General features: G+C 63.3%; 18 protein-coding genes. 4 read left to right on the plus strand and 14 right to left on the minus strand.

The features are described 5' to 3' along the window. Window positions 1-48: 48 nt before the first annotated feature. Both LB519_RS00710 and LB519_RS00715 read left to right on the plus strand, forming a co-directional pair. Complete coding sequence (locus tag LB519_RS00710) at window positions 49-867, plus strand: class I SAM-dependent methyltransferase (protein ID WP_224618333.1); 819 nt, start codon at window positions 49-51, stop codon at window positions 865-867. Window positions 868-889: 22 nt separating this feature from the next. After that, window positions 890-1,399 (plus strand): hypothetical protein, encoded by a 510-nt coding sequence (locus LB519_RS00715; RefSeq protein ID WP_224618335.1) that lies wholly within the window; start codon window positions 890-892, stop codon window positions 1,397-1,399. On the opposite strand, the gene LB519_RS00720 is transcribed toward LB519_RS00715, so the two are convergent. The 14 genes from LB519_RS00720 to puuE all read right to left on the minus strand — a co-directional run bounded on the left by LB519_RS00720 (window position 1,396) and on the right by puuE (window position 17,610). After that, window positions 1,396-2,832, minus strand: a complete 1,437-nt coding sequence (locus LB519_RS00720) for a S8 family serine peptidase (protein WP_224618336.1) — start codon at window positions 2,830-2,832, stop codon at window positions 1,396-1,398. The two genes, LB519_RS00715 and LB519_RS00720, sit on opposite strands and share 4 nt — an antisense overlap. Further along, window positions 2,822-3,490, minus strand: a complete 669-nt coding sequence (locus LB519_RS00725) for an anti-sigma factor (RefSeq protein ID WP_224618338.1) — start codon at window positions 3,488-3,490, stop codon at window positions 2,822-2,824. The genes LB519_RS00720 and LB519_RS00725 overlap by 11 nt, the downstream gene beginning before the upstream one ends. After that, window positions 3,487-4,053, minus strand: coding sequence for a sigma-70 family RNA polymerase sigma factor (locus tag LB519_RS00730; RefSeq protein ID WP_027163789.1), 567 nt, complete (start codon window positions 4,051-4,053; stop codon window positions 3,487-3,489). The genes LB519_RS00725 and LB519_RS00730 overlap by 4 nt, the downstream gene beginning before the upstream one ends. 170 nt (window positions 4,054-4,223) lie before the next feature. Then, window positions 4,224-5,063: an alkaline phosphatase family protein gene (locus LB519_RS00735; RefSeq protein ID WP_084015589.1), complete on the minus strand. Its 840-nt coding sequence runs from the start codon at window positions 5,061-5,063 to the stop codon at window positions 4,224-4,226. A 97-nt stretch (window positions 5,064-5,160) separates the two neighbouring features. Beyond that, window positions 5,161-6,750 (minus strand): ABC transporter substrate-binding protein, encoded by a 1,590-nt coding sequence (locus LB519_RS00740; protein ID WP_024501943.1) that lies wholly within the window; start codon window positions 6,748-6,750, stop codon window positions 5,161-5,163. A gap of 185 nt (window positions 6,751-6,935) precedes the next feature. Further along, window positions 6,936-8,606 carry an ABC transporter ATP-binding protein gene (locus LB519_RS00745; protein WP_027163791.1) on the minus strand — a complete coding sequence of 557 codons (1,671 nt, stop codon included), beginning with the start codon at window positions 8,604-8,606 and terminating at the stop codon, window positions 6,936-6,938. After that, the gene (locus tag LB519_RS00750; protein ID WP_013528250.1) at window positions 8,606-9,430 is read right to left on the minus strand and encodes an ABC transporter permease; all 825 of its coding nucleotides are present in this window, start codon (window positions 9,428-9,430) and stop codon (window positions 8,606-8,608) included. The genes LB519_RS00745 and LB519_RS00750 overlap by 1 nt, the downstream gene beginning before the upstream one ends. A 9-nt stretch (window positions 9,431-9,439) precedes the next feature. Continuing rightward, window positions 9,440-10,399 carry an ABC transporter permease gene (locus LB519_RS00755; protein ID WP_013528249.1) on the minus strand — a complete coding sequence of 320 codons (960 nt, stop codon included), beginning with the start codon at window positions 10,397-10,399 and terminating at the stop codon, window positions 9,440-9,442. Window positions 10,400-10,415: 16 nt separating this feature from the next. After that, a complete protein-coding gene (locus LB519_RS00760) occupies window positions 10,416-12,002 on the minus strand; it encodes an ABC transporter substrate-binding protein (protein ID WP_013528248.1) in 1,587 nt (528 codons plus the stop codon). Between the two features lie 154 nt (window positions 12,003-12,156). Next, complete coding sequence (locus LB519_RS00765) at window positions 12,157-14,142, minus strand: CocE/NonD family hydrolase (protein WP_224618340.1); 1,986 nt, start codon at window positions 14,140-14,142, stop codon at window positions 12,157-12,159. A gap of 82 nt (window positions 14,143-14,224) precedes the next feature. Further along, window positions 14,225-14,818, minus strand: a complete 594-nt coding sequence (locus tag LB519_RS00770) for a nucleoside deaminase (RefSeq protein WP_024501941.1) — start codon at window positions 14,816-14,818, stop codon at window positions 14,225-14,227. Next, window positions 14,815-15,321 carry an ureidoglycolate lyase gene (locus LB519_RS00775; RefSeq protein ID WP_013528245.1) on the minus strand — a complete coding sequence of 169 codons (507 nt, stop codon included), beginning with the start codon at window positions 15,319-15,321 and terminating at the stop codon, window positions 14,815-14,817. Before LB519_RS00775 ends, LB519_RS00770 begins: the two co-directional genes overlap by 4 nt. After that, entirely contained in the window at window positions 15,318-16,181 is an 864-nt protein-coding gene (locus LB519_RS00780) for a bifunctional allantoicase/(S)-ureidoglycine aminohydrolase (protein WP_024501939.1), read from the minus strand. The genes LB519_RS00775 and LB519_RS00780 overlap by 4 nt, the downstream gene beginning before the upstream one ends. Window positions 16,182-16,191: 10 nt before the next feature. Further along, a complete protein-coding gene (gene puuE, locus LB519_RS00785; RefSeq protein WP_224618342.1) occupies window positions 16,192-17,610 on the minus strand; it encodes an allantoinase PuuE in 1,419 nt (472 codons plus the stop codon). A 203-nt stretch (window positions 17,611-17,813) separates the two neighbouring features. On the opposite strand from puuE, the gene uraH reads away from it, so the two are divergent. Together uraH and xdhA are read left to right on the plus strand one after the other, a co-directional pair. Next, complete coding sequence (uraH, locus tag LB519_RS00790; RefSeq protein ID WP_013528242.1) at window positions 17,814-18,188, plus strand: hydroxyisourate hydrolase; 375 nt, start codon at window positions 17,814-17,816, stop codon at window positions 18,186-18,188. 3 nt (window positions 18,189-18,191) lie between these two features. Continuing rightward, a complete protein-coding gene (gene xdhA / locus LB519_RS00795) occupies window positions 18,192-19,673 on the plus strand; it encodes a xanthine dehydrogenase small subunit (protein ID WP_224618344.1) in 1,482 nt (493 codons plus the stop codon). Window positions 19,674-19,812: the final 139 nt, after the last annotated feature.

Consider the following 19,812-nt stretch of genomic DNA (forward strand, 5'->3'; position numbering starts at 1 on the left):
TTATGGAAGTGGGCCTAGGTATGAGCTGAACCTAGGAGACATCATGCGATGACCGATGAACTTGAAGGGGTACGCGACCATTATCGCGCGACGGGCCTGACCGAGCGGCTGAAGACGGTGTTGGCTGCCCTCGGCCCGGAGGACCAGCTCCTCACGCCCCAACAATTGGGCGTTCTCGACCAGTTTCACACCCGTGGGCTAGCTGCCACCGCCGAGCTTGCCCAATTGGCGGGGATCGCTGCCGGCATGTCGATACTGGACGTCGGCTCGGGCGTCGGTGGGCCGGCGCGCTTTCTGGCTGCGACCTATGGCTGCCGGGTTACTGGCGTGGATCTCAGCGAGCCTTTCGTGGATGCCGCGCGCTATCTGACCGAGCGCACGGGACAGAGCGGGCAGCTGTCGTTCCAGACCGCCAGCGCATTGGAGCTCCCATTCGACGATGGCCGTTTCGACGCGGTGCTGTTGCAGCACGTGGCGATGAACATCTCTGACCGGACGCTGCTCTACAGCGAGATTCGGCGCGTGCTGAAGCCAGGCGGCAGGTTTGCCACATACGACGTCGTGTTGTCTGGAGGCGAGCCGCACTATCCGCTTCCCTGGGCGAGAACGCCGGCGACGAGCTTTCTCCTAACAGCCGGTGCGACGCGCGAGGCGATCGAACCGGCCAGCTTCCGCATGCTGGCATGGCAAGACGACACCGACGCCGCCAAGGCGTGGTTCGCACCGTTGCGCGCGTCGGGGCCACCGCCTTCGCCCAATCTCGGCGTGGTGATGGGACCGGACTTCGCTGAGCTTGCGGCCAACCTCGGACGAAATCTTATGCAAGGTCGGCTCGGTATCCTGACCGCAGTGTTCGAGGCCGCATGAACCAGTTGCCGAGGGAGGCCAGATGTCAACCGAGATCGTGTTCCAAATCCATCTTGTTCTGGGCTATGTCGCGTGGCTGCTTTGCTTCGGTTTATACGGTTTGCCGTGGCTCAGGTCGATGGACCGGGTCGCGGCGCAGCGCGCTGTTGCCACTCTGCACAGCTTCCGCTTCTTCGGGCTGGTCTTCCTCGTTCCGGGTGTCGTCAGCCCCGATTTGCCTGCCGGCTTTGCCGTGTTTGCTGCCTACGGCGACCTTGCAACAGGAGTGCTGGCCATGCTGGCGCTGCTCACGGTGAGGATACCTCAGCTCTTCTGGGCGCTCGTCGTCGCCTTCAATCTGGTCGGGACGGTCGACCTCATCGTGGACTATTACCACGCCATCCAGGTCGGCCTCCCCCAGCGTGCGGGCGAACTGGGCGCCACCTACGCGATCCCGATCATCTACGTGCCGCTGCTGATGATCACGCACATCGTCGCGTTCTATTTTCTGGTGCGTCCTCCGCAAGCCGCGGCTTGGACTGTCGCAGACTAGTCCTTTGCCGCCGCCGCCTTGATGTCCAGCAGGCCGTAGCCGAAATCATTGTCGCGTCCCTTGGGGCCGAGATCCCTGGCCGTTGCCGCGAGCGCCTTTTCGATGTCGTCGGCCGAGCGATCGGGCGCGGCATGGATGAGATTGGCGATGGCGCCGCTCACGATCGCCGCGGCAAACGAGGTGCCTGTGACCAGATCCGAGCCGGCGCCGCTCGGCGCCACCATCTCGACGCCGGGTGCCGAGATGAAGACATAGGCGCCGCGATTGGCCTGCGGCATCAGCCCGTCCTTGGCATCGGTGGCGGTCACCGCGACGACACCATCGAAGGCGGCCGGATAGCCATAGGGCGCCTTCGGCCCGTTGTTACCGGCTGCGGCGACCAGCACCATGCCGAGCGCGCGGGCATTGCGGCAGGCGACGCCGAGCAAATCGTTCTTCGGCCCGACAAAGCTCATATTGATGATGCGCACGTCCTGCTCCGCCGCCCAGTCGAGCGCCGACAGGATGACGTCCATGGTCGACTTGCCGCCCTCGAAGGCGCGGGCGTGATAGATTTTTGCGCCCGGTGCCATGCCTTCCAGCGCGCCGACGCCGGCGATCAGGCCGTCGATCGACGTGCCGTGATCGCGCTTTTCGATCGGCACGTCGGGCATGGCGTCGAACTGCCCGGCAATGACGCCCGAGAGCGCCGGGTTGGTGTCGTCGATGCCGGTGTCGATCACCGCGATGCGGACGTTTTCTCCGCTGGCTTGCTTGGAATCGAGCGCAATGCGGTCGAACGCATAGTTGACGATGCCGGCGGCCTGCTGCAGCGAATAGACGTGATTGGGCTCGCGCCGCTGAGTGCGGCCGTCGGCGGCCAGTTGCGCCAGCACGACGCCGACGGGCCGGCCGTCCGGAATGCCGAAGCGCACCAGCGTGGTGCCAAGCAGCCGCGACTGGCGCTGCGAGCGCACCTGCAGGCCGAAGGAGGCGGCGATCTGCTGGACAGCGCCGGCATCGCCATCGACGGTCACCAGCACCTCGTCGGGCACGAAATCGCCAACCATCGCGCGCCGCGGCTGAACGGCAATGAGATCGGTCGGCGAGACGATCGGGCCACCGGGCGGGGGGCCGGCTTGAGTATCGGCCGGCGGCATCGCCGGTTCGGGCCGTGGCGTCGGCACAGGGGTCGGGGGCGCCGCCGGGTTGGGAAACAGGTCGACGATCAGGGCCGGCAGGAACACCGCGCCGGATTGCGCCGCATCCGATCCGCCCTCTGTGTCGCTGCCATCCTTGGCGCAGTCGGCGCCTGCCGCATTGGTCCCGTCGCGGCAGTCGATTTTCGTCTGGTCGGGATTGGGATCTTTGGTCTGCGCCGACGCGGGCACGCCGACGATTGTCATCGCCGCCGCAAGCATTGCCGCAAATCGAATGACCGCCTCAGCCGCCATCAAGCGGTTTCCTTCCCTCGACCACAGTCTCCGTGAAAGCCTGGGCGGCAACAAGGCCGATTTGCCTGGTGTAGTCGGCTGCGTTGGCAGCCGGGATGCCAAGCCGGAACACGCCGTCGGCGGTCGGTCCGCCGACGATCTTCAGCCCGTTGCTGCCGAGGAAGGCGGAAATGTCCGACATCTTCGCATCCGGCTTGAACCTGACCAGGGCGTACGGCATTTTCGCCAGATCGTCTTGCGCGCCGGCAATCTCGAAATCATTGCCCTTGCCGCCGGGTTCGACAAACGACTGCACCATGACCAGCGCCAGCAGAACCGCGGCTGCCGCCCAGGCGACGCCGACCGGCACCGCCATGAAGCGGCCCCAGGCCTGCGCCAGCCAGGACGATCCTGCCGGCTTGCGCGCAGGCCCGGCCTCGGCGTCGAGTGCCTTGGCAAAGCGGCTGAGTGCATCGGCCGGCGGCCGGATTGCTTCGTTGGCGGCCGTGGCGCCGGAGAATTCGGCTTCAGCCTCGCCAAGGGCGGCAAGTGCGGCCGGATCGCTGGCCAGCCATTCCTCGACCGCTTCCAGGTCGGAACCTTCCAGCGAGCCGTTCAGGTAGAACGGCAGCAGCGTTTCCATTTCGTCGCGGCGCGACATCTTTTCAGCGGCGCTCATGGCCACCCCCTGTCGTAACCGGCGGCCTTGAGAGCCTCGCCGAGTTTCTTGCGGGCGTAGAACATCCGGGTCTTGACGGTGGCGACCGGAATGTCGAGCACCTCGCTGATCTCGCTCACCGACTGCCCGTGATAATAGGCAAGATCGATGACGACGCGATGCTCTTCCGGCAAGGCGTCGACGAAGCGCCGCAGGGCGGCCGCCTTGTCTTCCTTCATGGTGACGACTTCCGGCGTGTCGGCGCCGTCGGGCACTGCGGCGGCGGCCTCGTCGTCGATCCAGTCTTCCTTTTTCTTGCGCAGAAAGGACAGCGCCTTGAAACGGGCAATGCCGAGCAGCCATGTCGAGACTTCGGAACGCCCTTCGAAGCCGGGCGCCTGACGCCACAGCTCGAGGAAGACTTCGTTGGCGATATCGTCGGCCATCATTTCCGATCCCGTCTGGCGCGCCACGAAGCGGTAGACCCGCGCGTGGTGACGCATGAACAGGAGCCGCACGGCGGCACGGTCGCCCTTCGCGACCCGGTCGACGAGAGCGCGATCGGTCTCCGTCGCTGCCGTCATGGCCGGTCGAGCCGCCTGGCTCCTGTCTGCTCTGTCGCTGATCGGTCCAAAAAGGTTCATCCTCCGCCAAGGAATTTTGCGGAGGCTAACCGAAGAGCGCGGAGGTTGCCAGAGGTGCGCCTCTTCCTTCTCCCACAAGGGCAGAAGGGAAGAGCTTCGCGGACCGCTTCTCACTCCAAGAAAGACTTCGCCTTCATCGTCGCGGGCACGGGAACACCCAGTCGGCTCAGCACCGTCGGCGCGAGCTGCAGCTGGTCGAGTAGTGTGTCCGCATCCGGCCCTTTGCCTTGTCCAAAATAATACAGCGCGAAATCCTGCATCTCGTCGTCATGGCCGCCGTGATGGCCACGATCGGTCTGGCCGTGATCGGCGGTCACGATCACCTCATAGCCGGCTTCGATCCAGCGCGGCAGGAAGGCGGCCAGCATGCCGTCCATCGCATAGACGGCATGGTCCATCTCGTGGCAGTCGTGGCCGAAGCGGTGTCCCATCGAATCCAGCGTGCAGGTGTGCAGGATGCCATAGTCGATGCCATGGCGTTTCGTCAGCATGGTCAGCGTCGCGAACAGGTCGACATCGCTCGGCGTCATCTGGTTGCGGAGATTGTAACCGGTCATGGTGTGGAAGCGGCCATGCGTGATCGGCCCGCCTGGCTCGTCGAATTCCATGCCCTCCACCAGGTCGAACGGGTAGGCGCGGAAGAATTCCGACCAGTAGGAATGGGTCACCGCCCCCGTCTTGCCGCCTGCCTTGCTGACCTCGGAGAAGATATCGGGCTGCTCGACGCGGAAACGGTTCTCATTGGAGAGAATCCCGTGCACCTGCGGCGAAACCCCGGTGTGGATCGAGGCATAGCAGCAGGCCGAGGTCGACGGCAGCACCGAGCGCATCTTCCAGACGCGCGCCTCGCCCGATTGCACCCAGCCTTCGAGATTGCCCATCAGCCGGCGCCAGTTCCGGTAAGGCACGCCATCGAGGATGATCAGCAGAAGCTTGGATTTGAGCGCCACGGGCTGCTCCATGCGGTTGGCGGTTGAAACGGGAACGCCGTGTGCCGTCCCGGGCACACGGCGTTCTGATAGATGAAATCGGCCGATCAGGGTCCGCTCAAGCGTTGAGCCAGCACTCGGCAAGCGCGTAGCCGTCCATCATTTCGCCGATAGGGCTCTTGGCATAGCCGCCGATCTTGTTGGTGGCGGCCGCGTCGATGAACTGGTTGAAGAAGGGCACGATCAGCCCGCCTTCGTCACGCATCATCACTGCCATATCGTGGTAGATCGCCTGGCGCTTGGCCTGGTCGAGCTCGCCGCGCGCGGTAAACAGCATCTTGTCGAATTCCGGCCGCTTGAAGCGCGTGTCGTTCCAGTCGGCGGTCGAGACATAGCCGGTGGAATACATCTGATCCTGCGTGGCGCGTCCGCCCCAGTAGGAGAGCGAGAAGGGCTGCTTGTTCCAGACTTCCGACCAGTAGCCGTCGCCGGGTTCGCGCTTGATCTCGATCTTGATGCCGGCTTTGGCGCAGGACTGCTGATAGAGCTGTGCGGCATCGACGGCGCCCGGGAAGGCGACGTCCGAGGTGCGCAGCACGATCGAGCCGCTGTGGCCTGATTTCTTGTAGGCTGCCGCCGCCTTGTCCGGATCGAACTTGCGCTGTTCGATATCGGCGGAAAACAGCGGATAGGCCTCGTTGATCGGGAAGTCGTTACCCACCGAGCCATAGCCGCGCAGGATCTTTTCCAGCATCTCGTCGCGGTCCATGGCTAGCTTCAGCGCCATGCGCAGATCATTGCTGTCGAAAGGTGCGGTGTCGCAGAACATGTTGAACGGATAGTAGCCCTTGCCCGAGACATTCTCGATGGAAACGCCCGCGATGCGCTTGACCAGATCGACGACCTTGGGTTCGACGCGGTTGATCATGTGCACCTGGCCGCCTTGCAAGGCTGCAAGCCGTGCGGTCGCATCATTGATGACGATGATCTCGACCTGGTCGGCATGGCCGGCTTTGTCGCCAAGCCAGTAATTGGCGAAACGCTCGCCGCCATGGCGCACGCCTGGCTGGTTGACGCTAACCTTGTAGGGTCCGGCGCTGATGCCGGCATTCGGATCGTCCTTGCCGCCATTCGGCTGGATGACGAGATGGTAGTCGGCCATCAGATAGGGGAAGTCGGCATCGGCGTCGCCGAGCGTGACGATGACTTCCTTGCCGCTCGCCTTGACGCCCTTGATGTTCTTGAGGATGCCGAGTGCTCCGGACTTGGACTTCTCGTCCGCATGGCGCTCGATGGTGGCGGCAACGTCCTCCGCGCCGACCGTCTTGCCATTGTGGAACTCGATGCCATCGCGGATCTTGATCGTCCATGTCTTGGCGTCGGCTGAGGCGCCAATCTCTTCGGCAATCAGGTTGACCAGCTTGTTGTCCGGTGTGAGGCGCACAAGATACTCGCCCCAAAGCTTCCCGAAGCTGAAGGTAACCTGGCTGAGATTCAGCGCCGGATCGAGGCTGTTGGTGGATTCCCCGCCCTGCAGGCCAGCCTTGATGATACCGCCCTTCACCGCCGTCTGGGCAAATGCCTTGCCGGCCAGCGCCGGCATCATGGCCGCCGATACGCCGAGCGCGGCGGCGCGCCCAAGAAAGGCACGGCGCGATATCCGGCCGTGACCGGCGAGTTCGGCGAGATAATCGAGTTCAGTTTTCATGTCCTACCCCTGTTTAAAAGTCGTGCGAGCGGCGCTCGTCCCGAAGGACGTGTGGCGCTCTAGTGTTGCATCCGGATGACGGTCGCTGACGCCCCTATGTGGCAGCTTGGTCTGACACAATTTCCAGGGGAAGCGCCTGCCTTTTTCTTCCGGCAGTATTGGTTCCCAGTTTTCCCGGAATTGCTTTAGTTCCCCGCGCTGGCCATGCGCCGTCCCTTGATTGCCTTTTCCAGCCAGCCGATTTCCATCTCTGGAACCGAGGAGAGCAGCAGGTCGGTGTAGGCGTCGAAGGGCGGGCTCAGCACCTTGCCCTTGGGGCCGTAACGCACCACCTCGCCGCGATACATAACCGCGATTGAATCGGCGATCGACTTCACCGTGGCAAGGTCATGCGTGATGAACAGATAGGCGACGTTCTCTTCCTTCTGCAGCTCCAGCAGCAGCTCGAGGATGCCGTGTGCCACCAGCGGATCGAGCGCCGAGGTCACCTCGTCGCAGATGATCAGCTTCGGCTTGGCGGCAAGCGACCGGGCGATGCAGACACGCTGTTTCTGGCCGCCGGAAAGCTCGGCCGGGTAGCGGTCGGAAAATCCCTTGCCCATCTCGATCTTGTCGAGCAGTTCGGCAACGCGTCTGTCGCGCTCACGGCCGCGCATGCCGAAATAAAACTCCAGCGGCCGGCCGATGATGGTGCCGACGGTCTGACGCGGGTTCATCGCCACATCGGCCATCTGGTAGATCATCTGCAACTGGCGCAGATCCTCCTTCGGCCGGTCGGCCAGCCTGTTGGCCAGCGGGCGTCCGTCGAAGGTGACGGTGCCCTGTTCGGGTGGCAAAAGTCCCGTGATGGCGCGCGCCAGCGTCGACTTGCCGGAGCCGGACTCGCCGACCACGGCCAGCGTCTGGCCCGGATAGATGTCGACGGATACGTCCTTCAGCACCTTGATATGGCTGCGGCCATAGGCGGCGGTGACGTTCTTCACCGACAGGAACGGCGACGTGCCGGGCTTCTGCTCCTGGTGTTCGATCTCATGCACCGAGACCAGCGCGTTGGTGTATTCCTGGCGCGGCTCCTTGATGATCTGCCTTGTGCCGCCCCATTCGACCAGCCTTCCATGGCGCAGCACCATGATCTCGTCGGAGACCTGGGCGACGACGGCAAGGTCGTGCGTGATGTAGAGCGCAGCGACATGGGTGTCGCGGATGGCGTCCTTGATCGCCGCCAGCACGTCGATCTGCGTCGTCACGTCGAGCGCCGTTGTCGGCTCGTCAAAGACGATCAGGTCCGGCTCGGAGCACAGGGCCATCGCCGTCATCACACGCTGCAACTGGCCGCCCGAAACCTGGTGCGGAAAACGCTCGCCGATGGTTTCAGGGTTCGGCAGGCTGAGCTTCTTGAACAGCGCAACCGCGCGCTTCTCGGCCTCGGCGCGTGTCGCGGTGCCGTGCAGCAGGGTGGCTTCCACCACCTGGTCCATCAGTCTGTGCGCCGGGTTGAAGGCCGCTGCCGCCGACTGCGCGACATAGCAGACCTCGCGGCCGCGTAATTTGCGGAAGCCGTCCTTGCCGCCCTTGAGGATGTCGCGGCCGTTCAGGATCACCTCGCCGCCTGTGATGCGCACGCCGCCGCGGCCGTAGCCCATAGACGACAGGCCGATAGTCGACTTGCCGGCGCCGGATTCGCCGATCAGGCCGAGCACCTTGCCCTTCTCGAGCGTCAGTGAGACATCGTGCACCAGCACGATGTCCTTCGGCGGTTCGCCGGGCGGGAAGACGGTAGCCTCGATGCGCAGATTGCGGATGTCGAGCAGCAGGCCTGACTTCGGTTGCCCGAGCTTCGCTTTGGTGTCGGCCATCACCCGCGTCCTCCCTTGAGGCTTGTCGTCCGGTTGAGCACCCAGTCGGCAACCAGGTTGACGGAAATCGCCAGCAGCGCGATCGCCCCCGCTGGGATGAGTGCGGCCGCGATGCCGAACACGATGCCGTCTTTGTTTTCCTTGACCATGCCGCCCCAGTCGGCGTCCGGTGGCTGCACGCCAAGGCCGAGGAACGACAGCGTCGACAGGAACAGCACCGCGTAGATGAAGCGCAGACCGAGTTCGGAAACCAGCGGCGACAATGCGTTGGGGAGAATCTCGCGGAAGATGATCCAGCCGCTGCCCTCACCGCGCAGTTTCGCCGCTTCGACATAGTCCATGACGTTGATGTCGACGGCGACCGCGCGCGACAGGCGATAGACGCGGGTCGAATCCAGAATGCCCATCACCAGGATCAGCGTCACCAGATTGGTCGGCAGCACCGACAGCACGACGAGACCCATGATCAGTGTCGGGATCGACATCAAGAGATCGACGAGGCGCGACAGCAGCGTGTCGAACCAGCCGCCGAAGACGGCCGCCGAGAAGCCGAGAATGGCGCCGAGCGAGAACGACAGCGCGGTGGCCAGCACCGCGATGAACAAAGTGATGCGGGCGCCGTAGATCATGCGCGACAGCAGGTCTCGGCCGAGATTGTCGGTGCCCAGCAAATGGGCAGCCGACATCGGTTCCCAGACATCGCCGACGATTTCGCCATTGCCGTGCGGCGCGATCCAGGGGGCGAAGACCGCCGCAAGCACGAACAGTGCCGTCAGCACGATGCCGATCAGCGCGGGGATGGGGATGCGTTTGATATCGAGCATATCCGCCCCTTATTTCGGATGTCTGAGACGCGGATTGGCGACGATCGCCGCTATGTCCGCAATGATGTTCAGGCTGATATAGACGGCGGCGAAGATCAGGCCGACCGCCTGCACCACCGGCACGTCTCGCTTGGTGACGTGGTCGACCAAGTACTGTCCCATGCCCGGATAGACGAAGATCACCTCGACCACGACGACGCCAACGATCAAGTAGGCGAGGTTGAGCATGACGACATTGATGATCGGCGCGATGGCATTGGGGAAGGCGTGCTTGCGGATGACGTTGAAGGCCGACAGGCCCTTCAATTCCGCCGTCTCGACATAGGCCGACTGCATGACATTGAGGATCGCCGCGCGTGTCATGCGCATCATGTGGGCGAGCACGACCAGCGTCAGCGCCGTCGCCGGCAAGGCGATCGCCTGCATCCGTTCGCCAAAAGGCATGCCGTCATAGACGGTCGAAATGCCGGGGAATATCTGCCATTTCACGGCGAAGAAATAGACCAGCACATAGCCGATGAAGAATTCGGGAAACGAGGTCGAGGCCAGCGCCAGCCCGGAGATCAGCTTGTCGACCCAGCCATTGCGGTAGCGCACCGCGATCAGGCCGAGGATGATCGCCAGCGGCACGGCGACGATCGCCGCCCAGAAGGCGAGGAACAGCGTGTTCCACAGCCGTCCCTTGATCGACGTGGCGATGTCCTGCCCGCTCGACATGGCCGTGCCGAGATCGCCGGTCAGCACCCCGCCCAGCCAATGAAAATACCTGAGATAGGCTGGCTGGTTGAGTCCGAGCTGCTCGCGCAGATTGGCAAGCGACTCCGGCGTCGCCGACTGTCCGAGAATGGCTTGCGCGACGTCGCCGGGCAGGATCTGGGTGCCGGCGAAGATCAGGACCGAAACGGCCAACAAGAGCAGAATGCCCAGCGCAACGCGCTGGGCCACCAGTTTCAAGATGGGTGAGGACATATCCGCAAGGCCAAGCTCAGGCTTCGAGCCAGCACTTCGCCAGCGCGTACCCGTTCATCAGCTCCTGATGCGGATCGTCGACCCAGCCGCCGACCTTGGCGCCGGTAGCGTCGATGAACTGGTTGAACATCGGCAGGATCAGGCCGCCCTCGTCTCGTACCAGGACAGCCATGTCATGATACATCTGCTTGCGCTTGGTCTCGTCGAGCTCGGCGCGCGCCGCCAGCACCATTTTGTCGAAGTCCGGGCGCTTGAAACGCGTGTCGTTCCAGTCGGCGGTCGACAGATAAGCGGTGGAGTACATCTGGTCCTGGGTCGAGCGGCCGCCCCAGTAGGAAGCGCAGAAGGGCTGCTTGTTCCAGACCTCGTTCCAATAGCCGTCGCCGGGCTCACGCTTGAGCTCGATCTGGATGCCGGCCTTGGCCGCGCTCTGCTGGAACAACTGCGATGCATCGACGGCGCCCGGGAAAGCGACGTCCGAGGTCCGCAGCAGGACCGCGCCGTCGTGGCCGGACTTCTTGAAGTGGAACTTGGCCTTGTCGGGATCGTACTTGCGCTGCTCGATCTCGGTAAACAGCGGATAGGACGCATTGATCGGGAAGTCGTTGCCGAGCGAACCGTAGCCGCGCAGGATCTTGTCCAGCATTTCCTCGCGGTCGATGGCCAGCTTCAGTGCCATGCGCAAATCGGCGTTGTCGAACGGCGCCGTGTTGCAATGCATGATGAACACGTAGTGGCCAGGACCCGCGTGGTTGCGGATGGTGACGCCCGGCAGGCGCTTGATCAGGTCGACGATCTTCGGCTCGACGCGGTTGATCACGTTGACCTGGCCGCCCTGCAGGGCGGCCGTGCGCGCTGTCGCATCGTTGATGACGATGATCTCGATCTGGTCGGCATGGCCCATCTTGTCGCCCTGCCAGTAATTGGCGAAACGCTCGCCGCCATGGCGCACACCGGGCTCATTGGTCGTGACCTTGTAAGGACCGGCCGAGATGCCTGCGTCAGCCTTGTCCTTGCCGCCATTTGGTTGGACGATCAGGTGATAGTCGCTGAGCAAATAGGGCAGATCGGCATTGGCCTCCTTCAGCGTCAGCACGACTTCCTTGCCGCTGGCCTTGATGGTCTCGATACCTTTCATGTAGCCGAGCGCGCCGGATTTCGACTTCTCGTCGGAATGGCGCTCAAGTGTGGCGGCCACGTCCTCGGCGGTCACCGTCTTGCCGTTGTGGAATTCGACGCCGTCGCGGATCTTCAGCGTCCACACCTTGGCGTCGTCCGACGAGCCGATCTCCTCGGCGATGCGGTTCTCGAGCTTGCCTTCCGGCGAAAGCTCGACAATCAATTCGCCCCACATCTTGCCGAAGGCGAACGGCACCTGAGTCATGAACAGTGCCGGATCAAGGCTGTTGGTGGATTCGCCGCCGACAAGTCCGGCCTTCAGTGTGCCGCCCTTGACCGGGCCTGCCGCGCGTGCAGCGCTTGAAAGCAGCGAGTTGGCGAAGGGCGCGGAGATACCGAGCGCCGCCGCCCGGCCGAGAAAATCACGACGGCTCAGTTTGCCCGACGCGACACGCCGGCTAAGAAATTCCAGTTCGTTCGACATTTTGAGTTCCTCACTCTGTTGGTTCGACTCTGCGGTCGTTTTTCTTGTTTCTTGTGAGGAGAATAATGACCGCAAGGGAAAGCGGTAAGCAAGACCGAATGCGACATGCCGTGGCGTAAATCGTACGTCGCAATTGGACCAATGAAATCGGCATTCAAAGAAACGCGCGCGGCACCTTCTCCTCGAAATTGCGCTCGAAGACGAGGGTTTCGTCCTCATAGGCCTCGATTCTGGCGCTGACGCTGAAGTTTTGCCCGTCCGATCGCATTTCGGCTGTCGTTTCGGTGCGTACTGACCATCCGTTTCGCGACAGGGTCTGCGTCCAGTGCGTCTTCCCCGAGGCCGACAGCGGATCGTCGGGATGGATCGTCCAGGTCTCGCGGGCGATGCTGCCATTGGCGAGGCCATGGGCGAGATCGCGCACCTCGCCGAAATCGTCAACAATGGAAAGCGTCACCATTCCGGTCTTCTCATCACGATCGACATGACGCTCTGAATTGGCGGCGCGGATCGTCTCTGTTGCCCAGGGGGTGGCACCTTCCGGCTCGGCGAACGTTACTTCGTCGCCTGTCGCCAGCGGCCGCAGCGGCAAATTGAGCGTCGCCGTCGACAAGGTGAGCTGGACCGGCTCCGGCGACGGCCAGATGGCAGGCCAATAGGCGTTCGAAACGGCAACACGCAGCCGGTGGCCGGCCGGCACACGATAGGCGCATTGATCGAGCACGACGCGCACCGAGACGGTTTCGCCCGGCACCAGCGCCTCGGGGAATTCATGCGAATTGCGGTGCGTCAGATTGAGCACGCCATAGGAGATCAACTCCGAGGCGCCGTCGGGATGCACATCGCAAAGCCGGACCGCGATGTTGGCCTGCGGACGATCAGAGGACAGCCGCAGCTCGACCTCCGGCGCTCCGACGATGTCGATAGGCTCGCTGAGTTCCGGCTGGTCGAAACACACCGACAGCGCATCGTCGGGGCGCTGGTCGCCGGGCAGTTCGGGACCGAAGGTGAAGGGAAAATACTCGCCGCCGGCCAGGCCGCAGCTTTGCGGAGAGGCGATGATGGCGGGTTTTTCCGTTGAGGAGATCAGATCGACCGTTTGCATCTTGATGGTTGGCGAGGGCCATTCCTGCTCCGCCACCCAACGGCCGGGACGCTCGGGGTGCCAGCGCGCCGGACGCACGCTGTCCATGACATAGGCGCGGTAGGCCGGGTCGGCCTCGACGCCGGTGTCGACACCCTTCAGCCAGCGGTCCCACCAGCGCAAGGCCTCCTGCAGGAAGCCGATGGCAGGCTTGGGCCCGGCGTAGTGCGGGTATTTGTGGATCCATGGCCCGACGATGCCCTTGACCGGGGCTTGGATGTTGGTCGCCAGATGCGAGACGGTGTTGCGGTAGCCGTCATGCCAGCCGCCGATCGACAGCACGGCGGCTTTGACGGCGGAAAAATCCTCGCAGATCGAGCCGCGCTTCCAGTAGGCATCACGGTGCTGGTGTTTCAGCCACAGCGGCGCCAGGAAGGATTGGTTCTCCAGCCGGGTCAGCCACAGATCGCGCCACCGGTTGTCGCCGGCCAAAAGCGGATCCGGCGGCCGCGACGAGTAGGACAGCATGGTCGAGGCCCAGCCGAAATTCTCGATCAGCAGGCAGCCGCCCTTGTAGTGGATGTCGTCGGCATAGCGGTCGACGGTCGAGCACAGGCTGATCACCGCTTTCAGCGCCGGCGGCCGCTTGGCCGCCACCTGCAGGCAGTTGAAGCCGCCCCAGGAAATGCCCATCATGCCGACATTGCCGTTGCACCAGGGCTGGCTTGCCGCCCAGGCGATGACGTCGCAGGCGTCCTGCAATTCCTGCTCGGAATATTCGTCGTCCATCAGCCCTTCGGAATCGCCATTGCCGCGCATGTCGACGCGGATCGAGGCATAGCCGTGGCCGGCGAAATAAGGATGCGTCAGCTGATCGCGAAAGATGGTGCCGTCGCGCTTGCGGTAGGGCAGATGCTCTAGGATGACAGGCACCGGATCGTCGCCCGCATCCTCCGGCATCCACACCCGCGCCGACAGGCGGCAGCCATCCGGCATGACGATGCCCATGTCCGGGAATTCGACGATTTTGCGGGCAAATTCGGTGACGGTTTTCATGGCATGCTCCAGGATTGCCAGATGATGGAGCCTGCCGTGCCGCGTCGTGGGCCAGCCAACGAATTCGGCTGGTCAATCCGCGTCAGTTCAGCGGGATATCGTTATCGTCCTTGTTCGCCTGATAGATGTTGGACAATTCATCGTAGCGCGCCGAAATCGCGCCGATACGGGTCTCCAGCCGTCGCCGCTCTGCCTCGGGCAACGCTCGCACCAGCCTGCGGATAGAAAAGCTCTTCCAATAGGCATTCTCGGCATTGTAGCCGCCGGGATCGAGGGTGAAGACCTCTTTCAGGATCTTCAGGTCGTGCGGGATGGCGAAGCTGTCGCGCGAATCCTCGTGGCTGAACAGATAGTAGAAATTGTCGAAGCCGGTCCAGGTGATCGCCGACAGGCACAGCGAGCAGGGTTCGTGCGTGGCGATGAAGATGGCGTCTTTCGTATCGACGCGCTCAGCCCTGGGCATTTCGTAGAAACGCTTCAGGCAGTGTACCTCGCCATGCCAGAGCGGGTTTTCCATCTCGTTGTTGGTTTCAGCCAGCACCAGCGAACGGTCGTCCTTGCGCAGGATCGCCGCGCCGAACAGCTTGTTGCCATAGGTAACGCCCTCGGCCGTCTTCGGCACGATGTCGTGCTCGATCACATCGAGCAGGCGGTCGATCAGTGAAATATCGGTCACAGGAGGCTCTCGTTGGGCAAGTGGATCTCGTAGGCGTGCGAGAAATGGAACTCTTCGAGATTGGAGCCATCGCCGCCACGGTCGACGATCAGGAAGTCCTGAGCCTCGCCGAGCGGCGTCAGCACGCCATGCCAGAGATTGCGCCGGTAATTGATGCCTTGTCCGGGTGCGGTGATGAAGGCATGCGGCTCGCCCGGCCCCTGCTCCCCGTCATGGCAGACGACGACCAGGAAGGGGCGCGGCGAGAGCGGGATGAAGGCCTGGCTGCCGAAGGGATGGCGCTCGACCATGCTCAATTTCAGGGGCAATTCGTAGGGCGTGCCGCGCACCATCGAGATCAGCACGCGGGCGTTCGGACCGGTTGCTTCGGCGGTAGCCAGATCATGATAGCGCTCGGCCCTGCCGCCATTGATCGGGTAGTGGTTGTCGCCGCCCATGTCGATGACATCGCCGAAGGGGGCAAAGCCCTCGCGGGTCAGCGGCCGCGCGACGATACGGGTCACAGCGCGCGCCTTGCGATGCCGGCGCCGCCGAGCTTGGCGTGCCGGTTGACGTCCTTATAGAGCAGATAGCGGAATTTACCCGGGCCACCGGCATAGCAGGCCTGCGGGCAGAAGGCGCGCAGCCACATATAGTCGCCGGCCTCGACCTCGACCCAGTCCTGGTTGAGGCGGTAGACGGCCTTACCCTCCAGCACATAGAGACCGTGCTCCATGACATGGGTCTCGGCGAAGGGAATGACCGCGCCGGGTTCCAGCGTGACAATGGTCATGTGCATGTCGTGGCGCAAATCTGCCGGATCGACGAACCGCGTCGTCGCCCAGCGGCCTTCGGTGCCGGGCATCGGCGTTGGCGCGATCTCCTGCTCATTGGTGAAGAAGGCTTCCGGCACATCGAGACCGTCGACCACCTCGTAAGCCTTGCGAATCCAGTGGAAGCGCACGGCGGCCCTGCTTTCGTTGCGAACCGTCCAGCCGCTGGCCGGCGGCAGGAAGGCAAAGCCGCCGGGCCGCAACACATGCGTCTTGCCGGCAAGCAGAACCGTCAGTTCGCCTTCGACCACGAACAGAGCGCCTTCGGCGCCGGCATCGGGTTCCGGCCGATCGCTGCCGCCGCCGGGCGCGACCTCGACAATGTATTGCGAGAACGTCTCGGCAAAACCCGATAGCGGTCGCGACAAGATCCAGACGCGGGTTTCGTCCCAGAACGGCAACGCACTGGTGACGATGTCCTGCATCACACCCCGGGGAATGACGGCATAGGCCTCGGTGAAGACGGCGCGGCCGGTCAGAAGCTCGTTCTGGCCGGAATGGCCGCCATGTGGCGCGTAATAGGTTCGCTCGGGCATCCTGATCGTATCCATGGTTTCAAACCTATTGCGGAAGCATGTCCTTGAGGCGGAGCAGCGCGATGCGCTCGACCTGTTTGCAGGCGGTCTCGAATTCGACGCCGCGGCTGTTGCCGATGCGCGCCTCGAACTCCGCCAGGATTTCCTCCTTCGTCTTGCCCTTCACCGCGATGATGAAAGGGAAGCCGAAGGTGGTGACGTAGGCGGCGTTGAGCTTGGAAAACAGTTCGCGCTCCTTGTTGGTCAGCGCGTCGAGGCCGGCCGAGGCCTGTTCCCTGGTCGATTCCGCCGTCAGCCGTTTGGCCTTGGCCAGCTTGCCGGCAAGGTCGGGATGGGCGTTGAGCACCGAAAGCCGCTCGGTTTCGCTGGCGGAGCGGAAGATACGGCAAAGCGCATTGTGCAGGCCGCCCGAAGTGTCATGCGCCGGGCCTAGTTCCAGTTCGTAGGCGCGTTCGACGATCCAGGGCGAATGCTCGAACACGCCGCCGAAAGTGTGGACGAAGGTCTCGAATTCCATCTTCGATGGGCGGAGTGCCGCCGGTTGATAAGGATTGACCTCTTGCCAGTGCTTGGCGATGTCTATGCGCCTCGCCAGCCAGACCTTGTCGTGCGACTTCACATAGTCGACGAAGCGCTTCAGCGCCGCCACCCGGCCCGGCCGCCCGACGAGGCGGCAGTGCAGGCCGATGTTCATCATGCGTGGCCGGCCGGCCTTGCCCTCGGCATAGAGCGTATCGAAGCTGTCCTTCAAATAGGCAAAGAACTGGTCGCCCGAGTTGAAACCTTGCGGCGTGGCGAACCGCATGTCGTTGGCGTCGAGCGTATAGGGGATGATGAGCTGCGCGCCGCCCTCATGCTCGAACCAGTACGGCAGCTCGTCGTCATAGGTGTCCGACACATAGTCGAAGCCGCCTTCTTCCGCCACAATCCGCACCGTGTTGATCGATGTGCGACCCGTATACCAGCCGGTCGGGCGCGCGCCGGTCACTTCGTAGTGCAGCTTGATCGCCGCCTTGAGGTCGCGGCGCTCATCCTCGGCGCTGTGGTCGCGGTAGTCGATCCATCTCAAGCCGTGCGAAGCGATCTCCCAGCCGGCGTCCTGCATGGCCGCTACCTGATCCGGCGAACGGGCGAGCGCTGTGGCGACGCCGTAGCAGGTGATCGGCACTTGCGACTCGGTGAACAGCCGGAGCAGCCGCCAGAAGCCGGCGCGGGCTCCGTATTCGTAGATGGATTCCATGTTCCAGTGGCGTTGACCCACCCAGGGTGCCGCGCCGACGATTTCCGACAGGAAGGCTTCGGACGCCTTGTCGCCATGCAACACGCAGTTTTCGCCACCTTCCTCGTAATTGACGACGAACTGCACGGCGACATGTGCACCGCCAGGCCATTTCGGGTCCGGCGGATTGGCTCCGTAGCCACGCATGTCTCTGCTGTAACGCATCGTCCCTCCCGCCGGGCACGGCCCGAAGTATGATCAGAATATCGAAAGGGTGCTTCTCGCATTCCCCCGAAAATTTTTGAAAGTGTTTTTGTCGCACTCCGCTCGACCGGGACTTATGCATCGCCTTTAATTGGCGCACAATTCACTGTTGATACTTGACCGTACCGGGCCAATTCGCTCGTACCGGAAATGGGAGGCGGCCAATGGCAGAAACGTCGAAAGCCGACGGCGGGCGTCTGACGACCCATGTCCTCGACACGGCGACCGGCAAGCCGGCGGCGGGACTGTCGATCGCGCTCTATCATCTCGAGGGCAAGGCGCGGACACATCTGAAGACCGTTCTCACCAATGCCGACGGCCGTTGCGACAAGCCGCTGCTCGCCGGCGCGGAATTCCGCACCGGCGAATACGAACTGGTCTTCGCCGCCGGCGACTATTTGCGCCAGCAGGGGTTGAGCCTGCCGAAACCGGCCTTTCTCGATGTGATACCGATCCGCTTCGGCATGGCCGAGCCTGTGCATTATCATGTGCCACTGCTGGTCTCGCCCTACGGTTACTCGACCTACAGGGGGAGCTGAGGCATGACCAAAATTAGCATCCGCAACGAAATCCGCTTCATTCTCAATGGCAGGGATGTGGCGCTTTCGTCGGTGGCACCCGACGCGACCTTGCTCGACTGGCTGCGGCTCGACCGTTCGCTGCGCGGCACCAAGGAAGGGTGTGCCGAGGGAGACTGCGGTGCCTGCACCGTGCTGGTCGGCAAGCTGTCGGAGGGCGGCTTGGTCTATGAAAGCGTCAATGCCTGCATCCGCTTCCTCGGCTCGCTCGACGGCACACACGTCGTGACGGTCGAGCATCTGCGTGGCGGGCCAGGCCAGTTGCATCCGGTGCAGCAGGCGATGGTCGATTTCCACGGCTCGCAATGCGGCTTCTGCACGCCCGGCTTCGTCATGTCGCTCTATGGCTTGTGGATGAAGTCGCCTGATTCCTCGAACGCGGATGTCGAAAAGGCTTTGCAAGGCAATCTCTGCCGCTGCACCGGCTACGAGGCGATCATGCGCGCCGCGCATGCCATCTCCAGCTACGGCAAGGCGGCAAAGGACCCGCTGGCCACGGAACGCAAGGCGATCACCGCAAGGCTCGAGGCCATGCGTGACGGCGCCCGGGTCGAGATCGGAACCGGCAAGGCGCGGCTGGTCGTGCCGGCCGATGTCGACGATTTCGCCGCCGTGCTGGACAAGGAACCCGGCGCTACCATCGTGGCCGGCTCGACCGATGTCGGCCTGTGGGTGACCAAGCACATGCGCGATATTTCACCGGCCATTTTCATCGGCGATCTCGACGGGCTTTGCACCATCTCGGAAGACAAGGGCGTCATTTCGATCGGCGCCGGCGTCACCTACACTGACGCCTTCGCGACATTGGCGAAGCGCATCCCGGCGTTGGGGCCATTGTTCGATCGCATCGGCGGCGAACAGGTGCGCAACATGGGCACCATCGGCGGCAACATCGCCAACGGCTCGCCGATCGGAGATACGCCACCGCCATTGATCGCGCTTGGCGCAAGTCTCACCTTGCGCAAGGGCAAGAAGCAGCGGACGATCCCGTTGGAAACCTTCTTCATCGCCTACGGCAAACAGGATCGGCAGCCGGGTGAATTCGTCGAGGCCGTGCATGTGCCGGTGCCGGCCAAGGAAACGAAGTTTGCCGTCTACAAGATCACCAAGCGTCGCGACGAGGACATTACCGCGGCCCTTGGCGCGTTTTTCCTGGAACTGGCCAAGGACGGCACGGTGGCCGACATTTGCATCGCCTATGGCGGCATGGCAGCGACACCTAAACGGGCCCTCGGTGTCGAGCACGCCCTGCTCGGCAAATCCTGGACGGAGGCCACGGTCGAGGCGGCCATGGCCGAATACGCCAATGATTTCACGCCGCTGACCGATATGCGGGCAAGCGCCGAATATCGGGCGCTGGCGGCAAAGAACCTGCTGTTGCGTTTTTTTGCTGAGACCAGCGGCACCAAGGCGCCATTCCAGGTCTCACGGCACGAGGCGGCGTGATGCATATCAGCGCCAGCAAACCAATAGGGTCCTTCTCCCCGTTCGCGGAGAGAAGATGCCGGCAGGCAGATGAGGGGCGGCGCCGTCGTCGATCGGTATCTGCAAACCAGTCAGGGTCAGCGTCGCCCCTCATCCGACC

The sequence above is a fragment of the Mesorhizobium sp. AD1-1 genome, from assembly GCF_020164655.1.
GTDB lineage: Bacteria > Pseudomonadota > Alphaproteobacteria > Rhizobiales > Rhizobiaceae > Mesorhizobium > Mesorhizobium ciceri.

Excerpts from the sequence above, each read along its gene's own strand:
- uraH (WP_013528242.1), top strand. The coding sequence starts at position 17,814 with ATGGCAGAAACGTCGAAAGCCGACGGCGGGCGTCTGACGACCCATGTC.
- xdhA (WP_224618344.1), top strand. The coding sequence starts at position 18,192 with ATGACCAAAATTAGCATCCGCAACGAAATCCGCTTCATTCTCAATGGC.
- LB519_RS00725 (WP_224618338.1), bottom strand. The coding sequence starts at position 3,490 with ATGAGCGCCGCTGAAAAGATGTCGCGCCGCGACGAAATGGAAACGCTG.
- LB519_RS00740 (WP_024501943.1), bottom strand. The coding sequence starts at position 6,750 with ATGAAAACTGAACTCGATTATCTCGCCGAACTCGCCGGTCACGGCCGG.
- LB519_RS00760 (WP_013528248.1), bottom strand. The coding sequence starts at position 12,002 with ATGTCGAACGAACTGGAATTTCTTAGCCGGCGTGTCGCGTCGGGCAAA.
- LB519_RS00780 (WP_024501939.1), bottom strand. The coding sequence starts at position 16,181 with ATGGATACGATCAGGATGCCCGAGCGAACCTATTACGCGCCACATGGC.
- LB519_RS00720 (WP_224618336.1), bottom strand. The coding sequence starts at position 2,832 with ATGGCGGCTGAGGCGGTCATTCGATTTGCGGCAATGCTTGCGGCGGCG.
- LB519_RS00765 (WP_224618340.1), bottom strand. The coding sequence starts at position 14,142 with ATGAAAACCGTCACCGAATTTGCCCGCAAAATCGTCGAATTCCCGGAC.
- puuE (WP_224618342.1), bottom strand. The coding sequence starts at position 17,610 with ATGCGTTACAGCAGAGACATGCGTGGCTACGGAGCCAATCCGCCGGAC.
- LB519_RS00750 (WP_013528250.1), bottom strand. The coding sequence starts at position 9,430 with ATGCTCGATATCAAACGCATCCCCATCCCCGCGCTGATCGGCATCGTG.
- LB519_RS00715 (WP_224618335.1), top strand. The coding sequence starts at position 890 with ATGTCAACCGAGATCGTGTTCCAAATCCATCTTGTTCTGGGCTATGTC.
- LB519_RS00755 (WP_013528249.1), bottom strand. The coding sequence starts at position 10,399 with ATGTCCTCACCCATCTTGAAACTGGTGGCCCAGCGCGTTGCGCTGGGC.
- LB519_RS00730 (WP_027163789.1), bottom strand. The coding sequence starts at position 4,053 with ATGACGGCAGCGACGGAGACCGATCGCGCTCTCGTCGACCGGGTCGCG.
- LB519_RS00710 (WP_224618333.1), top strand. The coding sequence starts at position 49 with ATGACCGATGAACTTGAAGGGGTACGCGACCATTATCGCGCGACGGGC.
- LB519_RS00745 (WP_027163791.1), bottom strand. The coding sequence starts at position 8,606 with ATGGCCGACACCAAAGCGAAGCTCGGGCAACCGAAGTCAGGCCTGCTG.